Raw genomic sequence first — 16,284 nt, 5'->3', positions numbered from 1 at the left:
TAGCGCGATAAAGTTGCACGGCGACCGGGACCGCTGATATGCGGGCGCGATGAAGACGAAACCCTTGCCGGAGCTTCCGGTCACAGCTGTGTTGCCGGCGCTCGGCGAAGCGCTTGGCAATGGCAACAGCGCCGTGCTGGTGGCGCCGCCCGGCGCCGGCAAGACGACGCTGGTGCCCTTGGCGCTGCTGGACGCGTCCTGGCTGGGAAGCGGCCGGATCGTTCTGCTCGAACCGCGCCGGCTCGCCGCCCGCGCTGCCGCGCGGCGCATGGCCGAATTGCTGGGCGAGGAGCCGGGTGGTACGGTCGGCTATGCCATGCGCATGGAGAACCGCACCTCGGCCCGGACCAGGATCCTGGTCGTCACCGAGGGCGTGCTGGCACGCATGATCCTCGATGATCCCGAACTGCCCGGTGTCTCGGCGGTCATTTTCGACGAATTCCACGAGCGTTCGCTGGACGGTGATTTCGGCCTTGCCCTGGCGCTCGACGTGCAAGGCGCGCTGCGGCCGGATCTGCGCCTGGTTGTCATGTCGGCGACGCTGGACGGCGCCCGCGTCGGCAAGCTCCTGTCGGGCGCGCCGGTGATCGAAAGCGAGGGCCGCGCCTTTCCCGTCGACATCCGCTACGACGAACGGCCGGCCGGTATTCCGATCGAGGACGCCATGGCCAAGGCGATCCGCGCTGCACTCGCCGACGAAAGCGGCAGCGTGCTCGCCTTCCTGCCCGGCCAGCGCGAGATCGAGCGCACGGCCGAACGGCTGGCCGACAAGGTCGGCGCCGACACCGACATCGTGCCGCTTTATGGCCAGCTCGACGGCAAGGCGCAGGACGCCGCGATCAAGCCCGCGCCGCCCGGTCGCCGCAAGGTGGTGCTGGCAACGTCCATCGCCGAAACCTCGATCACCATCGACGGCGTGCGCGTCGTCATCGATTCCGGCCTGTCGCGGCTGCCGCGCTACGAGCCGGCGAGCGGACTGACGCGACTGGAAACCGTGCGTGTCAGCAAGGCTTCCGCGGACCAACGCGCCGGCCGCGCCGGGCGCACGCAGGCCGGCGTTGCCATCCGGCTGTGGCGCGCCGAACAGACGGCGGCGCTTCCCGCGTTCACGCCGCCGGAAATTCTCGAGGCGGATCTGTCGGGCCTGCTGCTCGACTGCGCCGCCTTCGGTGTTGCCGATCCAACGGCGCTCGCCTTCCTTGATCCGCCGCCCGCGCCGGCGCTCAACGAGGCGAGGGTGCTGCTGCGCGCGCTGGACGCCCTCGACGGGGCAGGCCGCCTGACGGAAGCGGGCATGGCCATGCGCAAGCTCGCTCTGCCGGTGCGGCTCGCGCATATGGTCGCCGAGTCGGCGAGGAGCGGCCATGCCGGGGAGGCGGCTATGTTGGCCGTACTGCTGACCGAGCGCGGCCTTGGTGGCGACGGCGCCGACCTCGAACGGCGGCTGATGCGCTTTCGCGCGGAAAGATCGCCGCGCGCCGTCGCCGCGCGGCAGCTGGCGGAGCGGTTGGCAAGACAGGCGAGCGGCGCGAAGGACAGCGCGGCTGTTCCTGCTGGTCCCTTGCTCATTCACGCCTGGCCGGACCGCGTCGCCAAGGCGCGGGGCGAGCGCGGCCGCTTCGTGCTGGCCAATGGTTCCGGCGCCATGCTCGATGCCGCCGACCCGCTGGCGGGCGAGCCGTTCCTGGTTGTCGCCGACCTCCAGGGCAAGGCGCAGAACGCGCGCATCGCCGCGGCCGCGGCAATTGGCGAGGACGACATCCGCGCCACGCTGGCCGACCGGATCGAAACGCGCCGGCAAACGAGCTTCGATCGCGACCGGCGCGCCGTGCGGGTGCGCGAGACCGTTCGCCTGGGCGCCATCACGCTCGCGGAGCGCATGTTGCCCGCTCCTTCAGGCGCCGAGGCCGACCGCGCCATTCTTGACGCCTTGCGCGAGCATGGGCTGTCGCTGCTGAGCTGGAGCAAGGAGGCCGAGACGCTGCGTCAGCGGCTGTCCTGGTTGCATCGCGGCCTCGGAGCGCCTTGGCCCGATATGTCGGATGAAGCGTTGATCGAGCGCCTCGACGACTGGCTGCTGCCGTTCCTGTCAGGCGCCGCATCCCTGGCCGCCGTCGATTCCGGGGTTCTTGCGGCCGGCCTTGCCTCGCTGGTGCCGCACGACCTCCAGCGCAAGGTCGATACCCTGGCGCCGACGCATTTCGACGCGCCGTCGGGCAGCCATGTGCCGATCCGCTATGACGGCGAATGGCCGGTGCTGGCGGTTCGTGTGCAGGAACTGTTCGGCCTCGACCGCCATCCCTCGATCGCCAACGGCACGGTGCCGCTGACGCTCGAACTGTTGTCGCCGGCGCACCGGCCGATCCAGACGACACGCGACCTGCCCGGCTTCTGGCGCGGCTCCTGGACCGATGTGCGCGCCGACATGCGCGGGCGCTATCCCAAGCATGTCTGGCCGGAGAATCCGCTGCTTGCCGCCGCTACCGCCCGCGCTAAACCGCGCGGGACCTAGCCTTGGACGCTCTGCGGCTGTAATCCATGGCCATGATCAATGTTTTGCGTGCGCCCGATTTCCAGCAAAGCCAGAGGCTGCGTCTCAACACGCTGATCCGGCTGCGCTGGCTTGCCATTGTCGGCCAGAGCGTAACGGTGCTCGTCGTCGCCTATGGCCTGAAATTCCCGCTGCCGGTCAGCCTGTGCTTCGCGCTGATCGCCTGTTCGGCCTGGATGAACCTGTTCCTGGCGTTCCGCTTTCCGGCCGCGCACCGGCTCACTCCGTTAGCCGCTTTCGGCATCCTTATCTTCGACAGCCTGCAGCTTGCCGGCCTGCTCTACATGACCGGCGGCCTGACCAATCCGTTCTCGCTGCTGATGACCGTGCCCGTCGTCATTTCGGCGACCTCGCTGCCCTTGCGCCTGACCGCCATTCTCGGCGGGCTGGTGATGATCGCGGCGACGTTGCTGGTTTTCATCCATCTGCCCTTGCCCTGGTATGAAGGCGCGCCGCTGGCGATGCCTTTCATCTATGTCGCCGGCATGTGGATGGCGGTGCTGTCCTCGATCGCCTTCACGGCCATGTATGCCTTCCGTGTGGCCGCCGAAGCCCGGCTTCTGGCCAATGCGCTTGCCGCCACCGAACTGGTGTTGCAGCGCGAGCAGCACCTTTCGGCGCTCGATGGCCTGGCGGCGGCCGCGGCGCATGAGCTTGGCACGCCGCTCGCCACCATCACGCTTGTCGCCAAGGAGATGGAAAAAGCGCTCGGCAGCGACCCGAAATACGGGGAAGACGTGAAGCTGCTGCGCTCGCAGAGCGAGCGCTGCCGCGAAATCCTCAAGCGCCTGACCAGCCTGTCGTCCGAGGGCGAGGCGCATCTTTCCCGCCTGCCGCTGACCTCGCTGGTCGAGGAGGTCACCGCGCCGCATCGCGACTTCGGCATCTCGATCAAGCTTCGCCCGGGCGAGCGCATCGGGCCCGAGCCGGTCGGCCGCCGCAATCCCGGCGTCATCTATGGCCTCGGCAATCTGGTCGAGAACGCCGTCGATTTCGCTCGCAAGAGCGTTACCGTGCGCTGGAGCTGGGACGAGGCGACCGTCACCTTTTCGATCATCGACGACGGGCCGGGTTTTCCACCCGAGATCATCGATCGCATCGGCGAGCCCTATATGTCGACCCGCCAGGGCACGGAGGCTGGTGGAGGCCTTGGGCTCGGCCTTTTCATTGCCAAGACACTGCTCGAACGCTCGGGTGCCGCGCTCGATTTCCGCAATTCAAGCGGCCTGGGCGAGGGCGCCGTGGTCCAGATTTCGTGGCCGAGAACAGTCTTCCTGAACCCGGAAACGGCCCCCGCCACCATGTTTGACACTGCGTAAATTGGACAATAGCGGCGCAAAACTATATCTGCGTAAAATTAAGGCAGCAGGAATTTTCAAGACAATGACAGGCGATGAAAATATTGGCGCAATGGTTGAAGGCGAAGACACCTCGCTTTTGATCGTCGATGACGACAAGCCGTTCCTCACCCGTCTGGCCCGCGCCATGGAAACCAGGGGCTTCGTGGTCGAGACCGCCGAGAGTGTCGAGGAGGCCGTGGGCAAGGCCCGCGCCAATCCGCCGGCTTACGCCGTGGTCGATATGCGGCTCGGCGACGGCAACGGTCTCGACGTGGTCGCCGCCATCCGCGAGAAGCGCGAGGACTCCCGCACCATCATTCTGACCGGCTACGGCAACATCGCCACCGCGGTGACCGCCGTGAAGCTCGGTGCCGTCGACTATCTGTCGAAGCCCGCCGACGCCGACGACATCTTCGCGGCGCTGACCCGCACCTCGGGCGAACGCGCCGCGCCTCCGGAGAACCCGATGTCGGCCGACCGCGTTCGCTGGGAGCACATCCAGCGCGTCTACGAAATGTGCGAGCGCAACGTTTCCGAGACCGCTCGCCGGCTCAACATGCATCGCCGCACGCTGCAGCGGATACTGGCCAAGCGCGCACCGCGCTAGGATCGGACCGGGTTCGACCCATGGCGACGATGCCAATTGACGAAGCAGGCGCCGCCCCTCATTGCCCTGCCGGGCATTTCTCCCCGTATAGCGACGGGGAGAAAGAAGCTGGCCGCAATGTCGGCGCCCGTCCTGTGACGTCGGCGGTTGGCGAAATCGGCCAATGACAGCGCCCCCTCTCCCCGTCACTATACGGGGAGAGGATGCCGGCAGGCAGGTGAGGGGGCAGCGCAAACGTCTGTAAGGGCATTTGGCAGAGTATAACGGAGGCGACATGCAGGACTTGAAACAGCGGCCGGTTTCCGTCTTCCGCGAATTTCTCGATAGCGAAGCAGCCGGCGGCATCGTCCTGATGGTGGCGGCGGCCCTTGCCCTGATCGTCGCCAACTCGCCGCTGTCGGGAACCTATTTCTCCGTGCTCCACGCCTATCTCGGCCCGCTCAGCGTCTCGCACTGGATCAATGACGGGCTGATGGCGGTGTTCTTCCTGCTCGTCGGGCTGGAGATCAAGCGCGAGATGCTGGATGGCCAGCTTTCGACATGGCCGCGCCGTGTCCTGCCTGGCATCGCGGCGGCGGGCGGCATGCTGGTTCCGGCGCTGGTCTATGTCGCCATCAACCGCGACAATTCGGCCGCACTGTCCGGTTGGGCGATCCCGACCGCCACCGACATCGCCTTCGCGCTCGGCGTGCTGTCGCTGCTCGGCAGCCGCGTGCCGGCCTCGCTGAAGGTTTTTCTCACCGCGCTCGCCATCATCGACGACCTCGGCGCCGTCATCATCATCGCCATCTTCTACACCAGCGGCCTGTCGCTGGCCTATCTCGGCGCCGCCTTCGCCGTCATTGCCGTGCTCGTCGTGCTCAACCGCATGCGGGTGATGACGCTGGTGCCCTATCTCGTGCTCGGCGCCATCCTGTGGGTGCTGGTGCTGAAATCAGGTGTCCACGCCACGCTTGCCGGCGTCGCCTTGGCGCTGACCATCCCGCTCGAACGCGCGGCCGGGATCGGCCACGACCTCGACCATTCGCCGCTGCACCGGCTGGAGCATGGCCTGCACAAGATCGTGCCCTTCGTCATCATCCCCATTTTCGGTTTTGCCAATGCCGGCGTTTCGCTCGCCGTCCTTAGCCTTGGCGCGCTGATCGAGCCGTTGACGCTGGGCGTCGCCGCCGGCCTGGTGGTCGGCAAGCTCGTCGGTGTGCTCGGCTCGTCCGCGCTTGCCATAAGGCTTGGCCTGGCCGACTTGCCGGCCCATGCCGGCTGGTCACACATGCTCGGCATCTCGCTGCTCTGCGGCATCGGCTTCACCATGAGCCTGTTCATCGGCCTGCTTGCCTTCGCCGGCGACGTGGCCCTGCAGGACGCGGTCAAGGTCGGCATTCTCGCCGGCTCCTTCATCGCAGCCATCCTCGGTGCCGCCGTGCTGCTGATGGCGCCTGCTGCTGGAGCGGAGGGCGGTGACGAGTAGCGGCGCATGCCGCGCGGGCCCGCGAACTACTCGCTTTCCCCTTCCAGAACCGGCACCGAGACGCCGGCCAGTTCCGCCGCCAATAGCCGCGAGGCACCGGCGCGCGCAATCCGCAGCATCAGCGCCTTGCGCGTCGCCGCCGCCATGCGGTGCTCCGGCGCATCGCGCATGATTTCGGCGCCGTAGCCGTCGGACAGGATGAAGCCGCACTCCTCCGGAAATATCTCGGCCGGCACGCCGGGATGGGTGGCGAAGAAGAAGCGGTCGGAATGCAGCCGGTAGTCCGGCCATTTGCGGTCGACCCTGAAATCCTCGATCGAGGATTTGATTTCGATGATCCAGATATCGCCCTGGCGGGTCAGTGCCACGAGGTCGGCGCGGCGGCCGGTGGCCAGCGACAGTTCAGGCAGCACATGCGCGCCCATTTCCATCAGCAGCCGCTGCACGCCACGCCGCACCAGCATGGCGCGTTCGGACTGGCGACCGTCGATGAGAGGGTTGATTGCGATGGGAGAGATGATTGGCATGACAAGCACCATGCCAGATTCTGTTCACGGTTTGAACCCGTTTGTGTCGGGCGATTATATGGTTGACAGACCCGTTGGACCGGAAGCGACCTTCCGCGATCGCACCATGATCCGGTCAAGTGCGGTCTGCTATTGACCTGTTGCGAGACGGCCCTATCTCGCCTCGATCAACTTCCGATCCTAACCATAGGACGGCAGGACTAAAGTCTTGCGTCAGAAAAGCAAAGGTCTGACGTTACCGTTTTGGTTCCGTCAATGTCCATTGGACGTTCCATTACTTTAGTTGTTCAGCATATGAAGCTTGACGTTGGGGAAGGTGGCTGGCGGAATGGCCGGCGCAGCTTGGCTTTGGGTCTATAGGGGGGGGCTGCGCCGGCCATTGCGGGTTTGGGCTTTGGGTATGATCGTCCCCGCGCGGACTAACCTACATATATATTAGCAACTGCGCAAATAAGACTGAAGTCCCTGGTTCGCCGACCGTGGCGAGCAGATTCTCGGCGCGCCAGAAATCCGCCATGCTGTCGGACGTCCGCAAGGATGCGATGAAGATAAGCGATATCGCGCTTGCCGCCGGGTTCAACGACGTGTCCTATTTCAATCGCCGCTTCCGGGTGCCGTTCGGTGCGTCGCCCACGCAGTATCGCGGCGGGTAGGTTTTTCGGGCGGCCTGGACTGATCCGGTCAGCGGACCGCCTGGTCGGCTCCCGCCGCCGTCCCCGCCATGTCATCCAGGATCGGGCAGTCCGGCCTGTCGTCGCCATGGCAGGCATGGATCAGCTTCTGCAGCGTCGAGCGCATGGATTGCAGTTCGCGCACCTTCTCCTCGATTGCTGTGACATGGGCGGCGGCGATCTCGCGTACGTCGGCGCTGGCGCGGCTGCGATCCCGGTAGAGTGCCATCAACTGGCGGCAATCGTCGATGGAAAAGCCGAGGTTGCGCGCGCGGCGCAGGAAGGCCAGCCGGTGGACGTCGTCGCCTGAATAATCACGGTAGCCGTTGGCGGCACGCGCGGGCGCGATCAGGCCGATCTCCTCATAGTAGCGGATGGTCTTGGCTGGCAGTCCTGAACGGTGGGCGGCGTCGCCGACATTCATGGCGGAGATCCTCGATCCTGTGGCCCGCGCGGTTCAGGCCCATTGAATTTACTTCACAATCTGGTGAAGGCTGTTGCCGAAATGCCATACTGATACGCTTACCAGCACGTAAGGCCACGGATATAGGCATCGTGTGCTTGGCAAGCAAAGCAAATGCCAGCATGAATGATGGTGAGAAAGCGGCCGACTCGTGCCGCTGGCGTTGGGCAGGGCACCGGATCATCACATGCGCATGAAGTCGCTTGCAATAATTGCCGCATTGGCGCTGTCCACTGCTATCGCCGGTTGCAGCACCATCGGCGGGCAGATTTTCTCAAACGACTACGGCGCGGTGTCCGACGCTGGCTACCAGTTGCCGCGCATCCCGATCGAAAAAGTGCCGAGGCAGTATCACCGACAGGAGGTGAACTACGACACCAAGGAAAAGCCAGGCACCATCATCGTCGATACGCAGAACAAGTTCCTCTATTTCGTCGAGGGTGACGGCCGCGCGATCCGCTACGGCATCGGCGTTGGCCGCGAGGGCTTCGAGTGGCATGGCACCGCTCATATCGCGCTGAAGCGCGAGTGGCCGACCTGGACGCCGCCCCGTGAAATGATCAAGCGCCAGCCGGAACTGGCGAAGTTCGCCAATGGCATGGAGCCGGGCCTCAAGAACCCGCTCGGCGCGCGCGCCATGTATCTCTTCAACAAGGGCGGCGACATGGGTTACCGCCTGCACGGCAGCCCGGAATGGAATTCGATCGGCAAGGCGATGTCGTCTGGCTGTATCCGGCTGATGAACCAGGACATTATCGATCTCTATGACCGCGCCTCGGTCGGCGCCAAGGTCATCGTGATGTAAGCATCCTGATCTCAGGATCAGGTCAAACCTTTCGTGCGCGGACCGTCTAGGCAACAACGGACGTCCCAAACAGAAAACCGGGCAATTCGGCCCGGTTTTTTGTTATTCACGAACAGGATGCTTCAGGTGCGCCCGCACGCCGACGAGGCGGCGCGCAAAAAACATCAGGCGACCTGCTCGACCTGCTGAACTTCGGGCACAAAATGGCGAAGCAGATTCTGGATGCCGTGCTTCAGCGTCGCCGTCGATGACGGGCAACCGGCGCAAGCGCCTTTCATGTGCAGGAACACCGTGCCGTTCTCGAAGCCCCGGAAGGTGATGTCGCCACCGTCCTGGGCCACTGCCGGGCGCACCCGTGTATCGAGCAGTTCCTTGATGGTGATGACGAGTTCCTCGTCCGCCTTGTCATAGAATTCGCCGGTCTGGCTCGTCTCGGCGGCCGGGCCGGTCTTGGCCATGACAGGCGCGCCGGACATGAAATGCTCCATGATGGCGCCGAGGATCGCCGGCTTCAGGTGCTGCCAGTCGGGGCCATCCTTGGTCACGGTGATGAAGTCGTAGCCGAAGAAGACGCCGGTGACGCCAGGAATTTCGAACAGCCGGCCGGCCAGCGGCGAGGCCGTGGCCGCGCTATCGGCGTCGCGGAAATCGGCGGTACCTTCCAGGAGCACTTCCTTGCCGGGCAGGAATTTCAGCGTCGCCGGATTGGGCGTCGATTCGGTCTGGATGAACATGGCCGTCTCCGTGCCCATTTCGGGCAGCTAGTTTGGAATAGTTCTAAATAGGCTCTATTGACTGGACATTCAAGCGAAACGCGTCGCCGGAACGGCTGGCTGGCGGAATGTTTTTGCTCACCTGCACTCACGCGGGATGTGTTGAGAATGAGGTCAGGCCGAGTCGAGAATGGCGGTTTCCGAGAACCGGAGCGGAGCGTACTTGAAGTGCGTGAGCACCGGCAGCGCTGGAAGCCGCCATTGGCAGGCCGGCCTCACCTGAATCTCAATACATCTCAGGCGAGGCTGTCGATCTCCTCGTCCGAAAGGTTTTGCGGCACGACGGTGACCGGAATAGGGAAGGCCGCCCCCTTGCCGGCAACGGCACCGACCAGCGGTCCCGGCCCTTCCTTGCCGGCGCCGGCTGCCAGCACCAGGATGGCGATATCCTGGTCTTCCTCGATCAGCCTGTGGATCTCTTCCGTCGGCTTGCCTTCGCGCACCACCATTTCCGGCTCGATGCCGAGCTTCTGGCGCACCTTGTTGGCATGGCCGTCGAGGGCCGCGCGCGCCGTTGCGGTCGCCTCCTCGCGCATGATCTTCTCGACGCCCAGCCAGTGCTGGAAATCGTCCGGTACGATGACATAGAGCAGCACCAGCGTGCCACTGGTGCTCAGCGCCCGTTTCGAAGCGTAGGCGACGGCGCGTTCGCACTCGGGCGTGTCGTCGATGATCGCCAGGAATTTCCTGCGATGACCGGCTTCGCGGCTAAGGCGTTTGGAGACCATGTCTATCTACCTAGTGTCGTGATTTCGAAGTTCGCCTGCTTTCGATATCCCGCCCCGAGCGAACTTCGAAATCAAAAACGACACTAGAAATCAATAGTTTGCTCGTGTCCCTGATTTTGAAATTCGCATTACAACTCTGGCGAATTTCAAAATCAGGGACACGAGTTTGTTTTCGGCCGCAATCTGCCACCCGCTTCGACCGGCCGCAAGCGGCCGGCCTTGTGCCAGTGTCAATGCGGTGCACCGCCGCCGAGATCAGCCCTGCAGCAGGCCTATAATGTCGCGCACCGTCTTCATGGTCGTTTCGGCCAGCACGCCGGCGCGTTCGCCGCCATCCCTGAGCACCGCGTCGACATAGGCGCGGTCGCCCTGGATGCGGCGCATCTCGCCGGCGATCGGCGCCAGCTTCTCCACCGCAAGGTCGGCCAGCGCCGGCTTGAACACCGAAAACTGCTGGCCGCCGAATTCCTTGAGCACGTCGGCCTTCGAAATCTCGGCCAGGCCCGCATAGATGCCGACCAGGTTTTCCGCTTCCGGCCTGCTTTCCAGCCCGTCGACCTCGCTCGGCAAGGCTTCCGGATCGGTCTTGGCCTTGCGGATCTTCTTCGAGATGGTGTCGGCATCGTCCGTCAGGTTGATGCGCGAAAGGTCCGACGGATCCGACTTCGACATCTTCTTCGAGCCATCGCGCAGGCTCATGATGCGTGCCGCCGGGCCGCCGATGACCGGCTCGGTGATCGGGAAGAAGCCGTTCACCGTCTCCTCGCCAACCTGCATCTCGACGCCGACGCCAAGGCTGGCGATGCGGCTCGAAAAGTCATTGTTGAATTTCTGGGCGATGTCGCGGGTCAGTTCCAGATGCTGCTTCTGGTCCTCTCCCACCGGCACATGCGTGGCGCGGTAGAGCAGGATGTCGGCGGCCATCAGCGAGGGGTAGGCAAGCAGCCCCAGCGAGGCATTCTCGCGGTCCTTGCCGGCCTTGTCCTTGAACTGCGTCATCTTGTTCATCCAGCCGATGCGCGCGACGCAATTGAAGATCCAGGCGAGCTCGGCATGCTGCATCACCCGCGACTGGTTGAAGACGATGTGCTTCTTGGGGTCGATGCCGGAGGCAAGGAAGGCGGCGGTGATCGAGCGCGTCTGGTCGGCGAGGTCGTCATGGACGAGCTGCGCCGTCAGCGAATGCAGGTCGACGACGCAGTAGATACAGTCGGACGTGGCCTGCAGGGCGACGAATTTCTTGATGGCGCCGAGATAGTTGCCGAGATGCAGGTTGCCGGTCGGCTGGACGCCGGAGAAGACGAGGGGCTTGAAGGCGGACATGGGGTTCCTCAGGGCTTGTGGAGGGCCGTTTCGCGCGCGGCGAAAGTCTTGCGACGGCGCGCTTATGAACGAGAGTGTGGGGAGGATCAAGAGGCAGGAGAGCCCGCAGCGCCATTGCCTCAGGCTGAATTTTGTTCAATGCAGGCGTCGCGCTTGTTGCGTCTGTCTCTCAGTCTGACAGGTGCGCACCGCCCCTCATTGTCCTGCCGGACATTTCTCCCCGTATAGTGACGGGGAGAAAGACGTCGTCGTCGCCGGTTTCGCCAATCGCCAGGTTTGTAGGAAGCGCCGTCGTCGCACTCAGCTTCTTTCTCCCCCTTTACGGGGAGAAATGCCCGGCAGGGCAATGAGGGGCGGCGCCGACATCGACATTTGTGAGAATGTCTTGGGCTCACGGATCCGGAGACTGTTCCTTAGGCGCCGGTGGTCTCTTGCGCTTGACGTTGCGCCGGATCATGCCGAAATCGGCGCCGCCGGTGGCAAAGGCGGTGACGAAGTAGAGCAGCGCGCCGCCGGCCACCAGCGTCAGCAGCGTCGTCGCCTTGACGACCAGCGGCGAGCCGGGGCCGAGCCTGACGGCCAGCCAATGCTCGGCGAAATACAGCGCCACCGCCATCACCGCCGCCGACAGAACCAGTCGGGGAATGCGCTTAAGCAGCGGCACGTCGCGGCCCCAGTGGCCGCGCCGGATCAGCACGGCAAGCAGCATCAGCGCGTTGACCCAGCCGGCCACGGCCGAGGCGACCGCAATGCCGGGTGCGCCCATCCTGGGAAACAGCGTCAGCGCGGTGGCGACGTTCACGGCCACCGAGATGGCGGCGAAGATCATCGGCGTGCGCGTGTCCTCGCGGGCGAAATAGCCCGGGGTGAAGGCCTTGATCAGCACGAAGGCCGGCAGGCCGAGACCGAAGATCGCCAGGATCGCCGCCACCGTCGGCGTCGAATGGTTGGCGGCAAAGGCGCCGCGCTCATAGACCAGCCGCACGATCGGCTCCGACATCACCCAGAGTGCTGCGGCCGCCGGCAAGGTCATGAACAAGGTGAACTCGACGGAGCGGTTCTGCAGGTTGGCGGCCTCGATGAGATTGCCTGATTTCAGCGCCCGCGACAGTTCCGGCAGAAGCACGATTGCCACCGCGACGCCGACGACACCGAGCGGCAGCTGATAGACGCGGTCGGCATAGGCGAGCGAGGAGACGGCGCTGTCCTGCGCCGAGGCGATCGCGGTGCCGATCAACTGGTTGATCTGGGTGATGCCGCCGGTGATCGCCGCCGGCAGCGCCAGGATCAGAAGGCGCTTTACGTTCGGCGTCATCTTCGGCCGGCGGAAGCCGATCGAAATGCCGGCATTGCGCACCGCCACCCAGACAATGGCGAGTTGCACGATGCCCGCCGCCAGAACGCCCCACGACAGGCTGAACCCGACAGCATGTGCGTCCAGCCCATGATACCAGGCGTAGCCAAGCACGCTGATCAGGATGATGTTGAGGAAAGCAGGCGCGATCGCCGCGGCGAAATAGCGGCGCAGGGAATTCAGCATGCCCGCCATCATGGCCGCGAGCGACATGCAGATCAGGTAGGGGAACATGATCGTCGCGAGCCGGACGGTCGTCTCGAACTTGCCCGGCGTGTCGGCGAAGCCCGGCGCCACCAGGTAGCGCACGATCAGTGGCATGGCCAGTTCCATGGCGATGGTCAGCACCAGCAGCGCCGAGAACAGAACGCCGAACACTTCCTCGGAAAAACGCTTGGCGCCGTCTGTGCCGTGCGTCTCGATCTCCTTGGCGAACAGCGGCACGAAGGCGGCGTTGAAGGCGCCTTCCGCGAACAGCCGGCGAAAGGTGTTGGGAAACTGGAAAGCGGCGTTGAAGGCGTCGGCGACCGGCCCGGTGCCGAGTGCCGCCGCCATCAGCATCTCGCGGCCAAAACCGAGCGCGCGGCTCATCAGCGTGCCGGAAGCGACGGTAGCGAATTTCTTGACGAGGCTCATGCGTTTGAAGACTGCCTTGGAGCGATTCCAGGAAAAGTGTGAGCGGTTTTCCCAGGCAAAGCGCATAGCGATTTGCTCTTGGGGATTGTGTCAAAACAAAGAGTTAGAGCTGTTCGCCGTTTCCGTGAAACGGTGAACAGCTCCTGGGATCGGGACAAGGTGGGGATGGCAGTCACTCGGCGGCCGCCTTGGCCTTGCCGCCGCGTTCGGGCGCGATTCCCTCGAGTGTCGCCATCAGCCGGTTGCGGATTGTGGCGATGCGGGCCGGGCTGTCGATCTTCTGGCCGGTGAGGTCGGTGACATAGAAGGTGTCGATGACCTTCTCTCCGAAGGTTGTGATGTGCGCCGATGCGATATCGAGCGACAGGTCGGACAGCGTGCCGGTGATCTCCGACAGCAGGCCAGGGCGGTCGAGCCCCTCGACCTCGATGACGGAAAAGCGGTTCGACAGCGTGTTGCGGATCTCGGCGCGCGGCGGGATCTTGAACACCTTGGACCCGCGCCTTGGCTTGGTGCGCTTCTCGATCATCTCCGGCAGCCAGCTCTTGCCCGACAGCACGTCCTCGATCAGCCGTCCGACGCGCTCGGCGCGCCGCCGCTCATCCTCATCGCGGTCGAATTCCCGCGAGATCAGGATCGTGTCCAGGGCGCGGCCGTCGGAGGTGGTGAAGATCTGCGCGTCGACAATGTTGCCGCCGGCGCCGGCGCACGCCCCGGCAATGACCGAGAGCAGACGGGGATGGTCCTGCGCCAGCACGGTGATTTCGGTCACCGCCTCGAACTGGTGGGTCTTGACCATGGTGGCAAGCTTGTTGCCGGCCGCGTCCGCCTCGCGGATGAATTCGGCGTGGCGAAGCTGGTCCGGCAGATCCACGGTCAGCAGGTAGTTTTCATAATGCAGCCCGACATAGCGCTTGCGGGCCTTGTCGGGCCAGTCGGCGAGCGCCTCGGCCAGGCGTTCGCGCGCCGCGGCGGTGCGCTGTGCCCGCGACACCTCCGAAAAGCCGCCGGTCAGGAGCAGTTCGGTTTCGTAGTAGAGCGTGCGCAGCAACTGGCCCTTCCAGCCGTTCCACACACCCGGGCCGACGCCCCTGATGTCGCAGACGGTGAGGATCAAAAGCAGTTTCAGCCGCTCGACCGATTGCACGATCGAGGCAAAATCCTCGATGGTCTTGCGATCGTTGAGATCGCGGGTCTGCGCCGTCATCGACATCACGAGGTGGTTTTCGACCAGCCAGGCGACCGTTTCCGTATCCGCCGCCGACAGCCCCATATGGGGACAGATGCGCCGCGCTATCCGGGCGCCGGCCTCGGAATGATCTTCCGGCCTGCCCTTGGCGATGTCATGCAGCAGCACGGCGACATAGAGCGCCTCGCGGCTCTTCTTCAGGCCCGGCATCAGCGAATGCGACAGCGGGTGGATCTTCTCGCCATCGCCGCGCTCGATCTCGGCCAGCACGCCGATACAGCGGATCAGGTGCTCGTCCACCGTGTAGTGGTGGTACATCGAGAACTGCATCATGGCGACGATCTTGCCGAAATCGGGGATCAGCCGGCCCAGCAGCCCGGCCTCGTTCATGCGCCGCAGATTGAGCTCGGCGTTGCGGTCCGAGGTCAATATGTCGAGGAACAGCCGGTTGGCTTCCTCGTCGCGCCGCAACGACTTGTTGACCAGGCCGAGCGAGCGGGTGAGCAGCTTCAGCGCATCGGGGTGGAACTCCAGCCCGTGCTTGTCGGCGAACCAGAACAGTCTCAGCAGATTGACCGGGTCGCGTTCGAACACCTGATCGTCGGCGATGTTGATGCGGTGGTTGTCGACGATGAAATCCGACGTGCCGGCGAGTTTGCGCTTGCGGCGCTGGAAGGTCAGGAAGATGCGATTGAACCCCGGCACATGCTTGGCCTGCTCCTCCTCCAGCGCGGCGCAGAAGATGCGCGTCAGGTCGCCGACATCCTTGGCCACCAGGAAGTAGTGCTTCATGAAGCGTTCGACCGCCGACAGGCCGGGATGGGTGGTGTAGCCCAGCCGCTCGGCGATCTCGCGCTGGATGTCGAAATGCAACCGCTCCTCGGCCTTGCCGGTGAGGAAATGCATGTGGCAGCGCACCGCCCACAGAAAGTCCTCGGCCTTCTGGAACTCCCGGTACTCGGCCTCGGTGAAGACGCCCTTTTCGACCAGTTCCTCGCCGGTGCGCACCCGGTAGAAGTACTTGCCGATCCAGAACAGCGTCTGCAGGTCGCGCAGGCCGCCCTTGCCGTCCTTCACGTTGGGCTCGACCAGGTAGCGGCTTTCGCCGGCCTTGGCGTGGCGCTCGTCGCGTTCGGCAAGCTTGGCCTGCACATATTCCGGGCCGGTCGTTCGCACCACCTCATGATCGAAGCGCAGCATCAGCTCGTCATAGAGCTTGCGTTCGCCCCACAGGAAGCGCGCTTCCAGGATCGAGGTGCGGATGGTGACGTCGGTGCGCGACAGCCTGAGGCACTCGTCGATGTTGCGGGTGGCGTGGCCGACCTTCAAGCCCAGGTCCCACAGCATGTAGAGCATGTATTCGACGGTCTGTTCGCCCCACGGCGTCTGCTTGTAGGGCAGCAGGAACAGGAGATCGATGTCGGATCCCGGCGCCAGCGTGCCGCGGCCATAGCCGCCGACGGCGACGACGGCCATGCGTTCGGCCACCGAGCGGTTCTTCACCCGGTAGACATGCGTCGCCGCGAAATCGTAGAGCGCCCGGATCAGCTCATCCATCAGATGCGACAGCCGCTCGGCGCAGGCGTTGCCGCCGCCATCTTGCCTTAGCATGGCCTCGGCGATCTTTCGGCCTTCGGCGAGCCGGGCCTTGAGAAGCTGGAGCACACCGGCGCGGGCGGCCTGCCCGGAACCGTCGCCGGCCGTGGCGTCCGTCAGCGCGGTCATCTCGCGGCGCAAGGCTTCGCCGTCGATCAGTTCATCGAGCTTCAGGGAGATTTTCGCCATAGGTACTGGTCGGCCTTGCCTTTTGGGCGGCGTCTATAGCGCGTTTTCGCGGCGCTGGGTATGG

General features: G+C 64.6%; 13 protein-coding genes. 6 read left to right on the top strand and 7 right to left on the bottom strand.

Annotated features, from left to right (window positions below; all coding sequences use genetic code 11):
- Positions 1–49: 49 nt before the first annotated feature.
- The 4 genes from hrpB to nhaA all read left to right on the top strand — a co-directional run bounded on the left by hrpB (position 50) and on the right by nhaA (position 5,966).
- Positions 50–2,512, top strand: a complete 2,463-nt coding sequence (gene hrpB, locus EB815_RS01015; RefSeq protein ID WP_056569535.1) for an ATP-dependent helicase HrpB — start codon at positions 50–52, stop codon at positions 2,510–2,512.
- A 26-nt stretch (positions 2,513–2,538) separates the two neighbouring features.
- Positions 2,539–3,870, top strand: coding sequence for an ActS/PrrB/RegB family redox-sensitive histidine kinase (locus EB815_RS01010; protein ID WP_056569538.1), 1,332 nt, complete (start codon positions 2,539–2,541; stop codon positions 3,868–3,870).
- Between the two features lie 64 nt (positions 3,871–3,934).
- Complete coding sequence (locus EB815_RS01005) at positions 3,935–4,498, top strand: ActR/PrrA/RegA family redox response regulator transcription factor (RefSeq protein ID WP_010913121.1); 564 nt, start codon at positions 3,935–3,937, stop codon at positions 4,496–4,498.
- Between the two features lie 274 nt (positions 4,499–4,772).
- Positions 4,773–5,966 (top strand): Na+/H+ antiporter NhaA, encoded by a 1,194-nt coding sequence (nhaA, locus tag EB815_RS01000; protein ID WP_056569541.1) that lies wholly within the window; start codon positions 4,773–4,775, stop codon positions 5,964–5,966.
- 26 nt (positions 5,967–5,992) lie between these two features.
- Here nhaA and EB815_RS00995 read toward each other — a convergent pair whose 3' ends face one another.
- A complete protein-coding gene (locus tag EB815_RS00995) occupies positions 5,993–6,493 on the bottom strand; it encodes an MmcB family DNA repair protein (RefSeq protein WP_056570393.1) in 501 nt (166 codons plus the stop codon).
- A 479-nt stretch (positions 6,494–6,972) separates the two neighbouring features.
- Here EB815_RS00995 and EB815_RS00990 point away from each other — a divergent pair, with 479 nt between their 5' ends.
- Entirely contained in the window at positions 6,973–7,146 is a 174-nt protein-coding gene (locus EB815_RS00990; RefSeq protein ID WP_244494023.1) for a helix-turn-helix domain-containing protein, read from the top strand.
- 28 nt (positions 7,147–7,174) lie between these two features.
- On the opposite strand, the gene cueR is transcribed toward EB815_RS00990, so the two are convergent.
- Positions 7,175–7,588, bottom strand: a complete 414-nt coding sequence (gene cueR / locus EB815_RS00985; protein WP_056569544.1) for a Cu(I)-responsive transcriptional regulator — start codon at positions 7,586–7,588, stop codon at positions 7,175–7,177.
- A 226-nt stretch (positions 7,589–7,814) separates the two neighbouring features.
- Here cueR and EB815_RS00980 point away from each other — a divergent pair, with 226 nt between their 5' ends.
- A complete protein-coding gene (locus tag EB815_RS00980; protein ID WP_056569547.1) occupies positions 7,815–8,432 on the top strand; it encodes a L,D-transpeptidase in 618 nt (205 codons plus the stop codon).
- Positions 8,433–8,596: 164 nt separating this feature from the next.
- Here EB815_RS00980 and EB815_RS00975 read toward each other — a convergent pair whose 3' ends face one another.
- The 5 genes from EB815_RS00975 to EB815_RS00955 form a co-directional block, all read right to left on the bottom strand.
- Positions 8,597–9,166, bottom strand: a complete 570-nt coding sequence (locus EB815_RS00975; RefSeq protein ID WP_056570395.1) for a NifU family protein — start codon at positions 9,164–9,166, stop codon at positions 8,597–8,599.
- Positions 9,167–9,441: 275 nt separating this feature from the next.
- Positions 9,442–9,933, bottom strand: coding sequence for a universal stress protein (locus tag EB815_RS00970; protein WP_056569549.1), 492 nt, complete (start codon positions 9,931–9,933; stop codon positions 9,442–9,444).
- Between the two features lie 255 nt (positions 9,934–10,188).
- The gene (trpS, locus tag EB815_RS00965; protein ID WP_056569552.1) at positions 10,189–11,256 is read right to left on the bottom strand and encodes a tryptophan--tRNA ligase; all 1,068 of its coding nucleotides are present in this window, start codon (positions 11,254–11,256) and stop codon (positions 10,189–10,191) included.
- 391 nt (positions 11,257–11,647) lie between these two features.
- Entirely contained in the window at positions 11,648–13,246 is a 1,599-nt protein-coding gene (gene murJ / locus EB815_RS00960) for a murein biosynthesis integral membrane protein MurJ (protein ID WP_056570397.1), read from the bottom strand.
- Positions 13,247–13,418: 172 nt separating this feature from the next.
- Complete coding sequence (locus tag EB815_RS00955) at positions 13,419–16,220, bottom strand: [protein-PII] uridylyltransferase (protein WP_056569555.1); 2,802 nt, start codon at positions 16,218–16,220, stop codon at positions 13,419–13,421.
- Between the last annotated feature and the right edge of the window lie 64 nt (positions 16,221–16,284).

It is taken from the genome of Mesorhizobium loti, assembly GCF_013170705.1.
Lineage (GTDB): Bacteria > Pseudomonadota > Alphaproteobacteria > Rhizobiales > Rhizobiaceae > Mesorhizobium > Mesorhizobium loti_D.
The sequence above is the reverse complement of the archived record's forward strand: the minus strand, read 5'-3'. Positions and strand labels throughout refer to the sequence as shown.

Bases quoted from the DNA above. Each gene is read 5' to 3' on its own strand.
- hrpB (WP_056569535.1), top strand. From the start codon at position 50: ATGAAGACGAAACCCTTGCCGGAGCTTCCGGTCACAGCTGTGTTGCCG.
- EB815_RS01010 (WP_056569538.1), top strand. From the start codon at position 2,539: ATGGCCATGATCAATGTTTTGCGTGCGCCCGATTTCCAGCAAAGCCAG.
- EB815_RS01005 (WP_010913121.1), top strand. From the start codon at position 3,935: ATGACAGGCGATGAAAATATTGGCGCAATGGTTGAAGGCGAAGACACC.
- nhaA (WP_056569541.1), top strand. From the start codon at position 4,773: ATGCAGGACTTGAAACAGCGGCCGGTTTCCGTCTTCCGCGAATTTCTC.
- EB815_RS00995 (WP_056570393.1), bottom strand. From the start codon at position 6,493: ATGCCAATCATCTCTCCCATCGCAATCAACCCTCTCATCGACGGTCGC.
- cueR (WP_056569544.1), bottom strand. From the start codon at position 7,588: ATGAATGTCGGCGACGCCGCCCACCGTTCAGGACTGCCAGCCAAGACC.
- EB815_RS00980 (WP_056569547.1), top strand. From the start codon at position 7,815: ATGCGCATGAAGTCGCTTGCAATAATTGCCGCATTGGCGCTGTCCACT.
- EB815_RS00975 (WP_056570395.1), bottom strand. From the start codon at position 9,166: ATGTTCATCCAGACCGAATCGACGCCCAATCCGGCGACGCTGAAATTC.
- EB815_RS00970 (WP_056569549.1), bottom strand. From the start codon at position 9,933: ATGGTCTCCAAACGCCTTAGCCGCGAAGCCGGTCATCGCAGGAAATTC.
- trpS (WP_056569552.1), bottom strand. From the start codon at position 11,256: ATGTCCGCCTTCAAGCCCCTCGTCTTCTCCGGCGTCCAGCCGACCGGC.
- murJ (WP_056570397.1), bottom strand. From the start codon at position 13,246: ATGAGCCTCGTCAAGAAATTCGCTACCGTCGCTTCCGGCACGCTGATG.
- EB815_RS00955 (WP_056569555.1), bottom strand. From the start codon at position 16,220: ATGGCGAAAATCTCCCTGAAGCTCGATGAACTGATCGACGGCGAAGCC.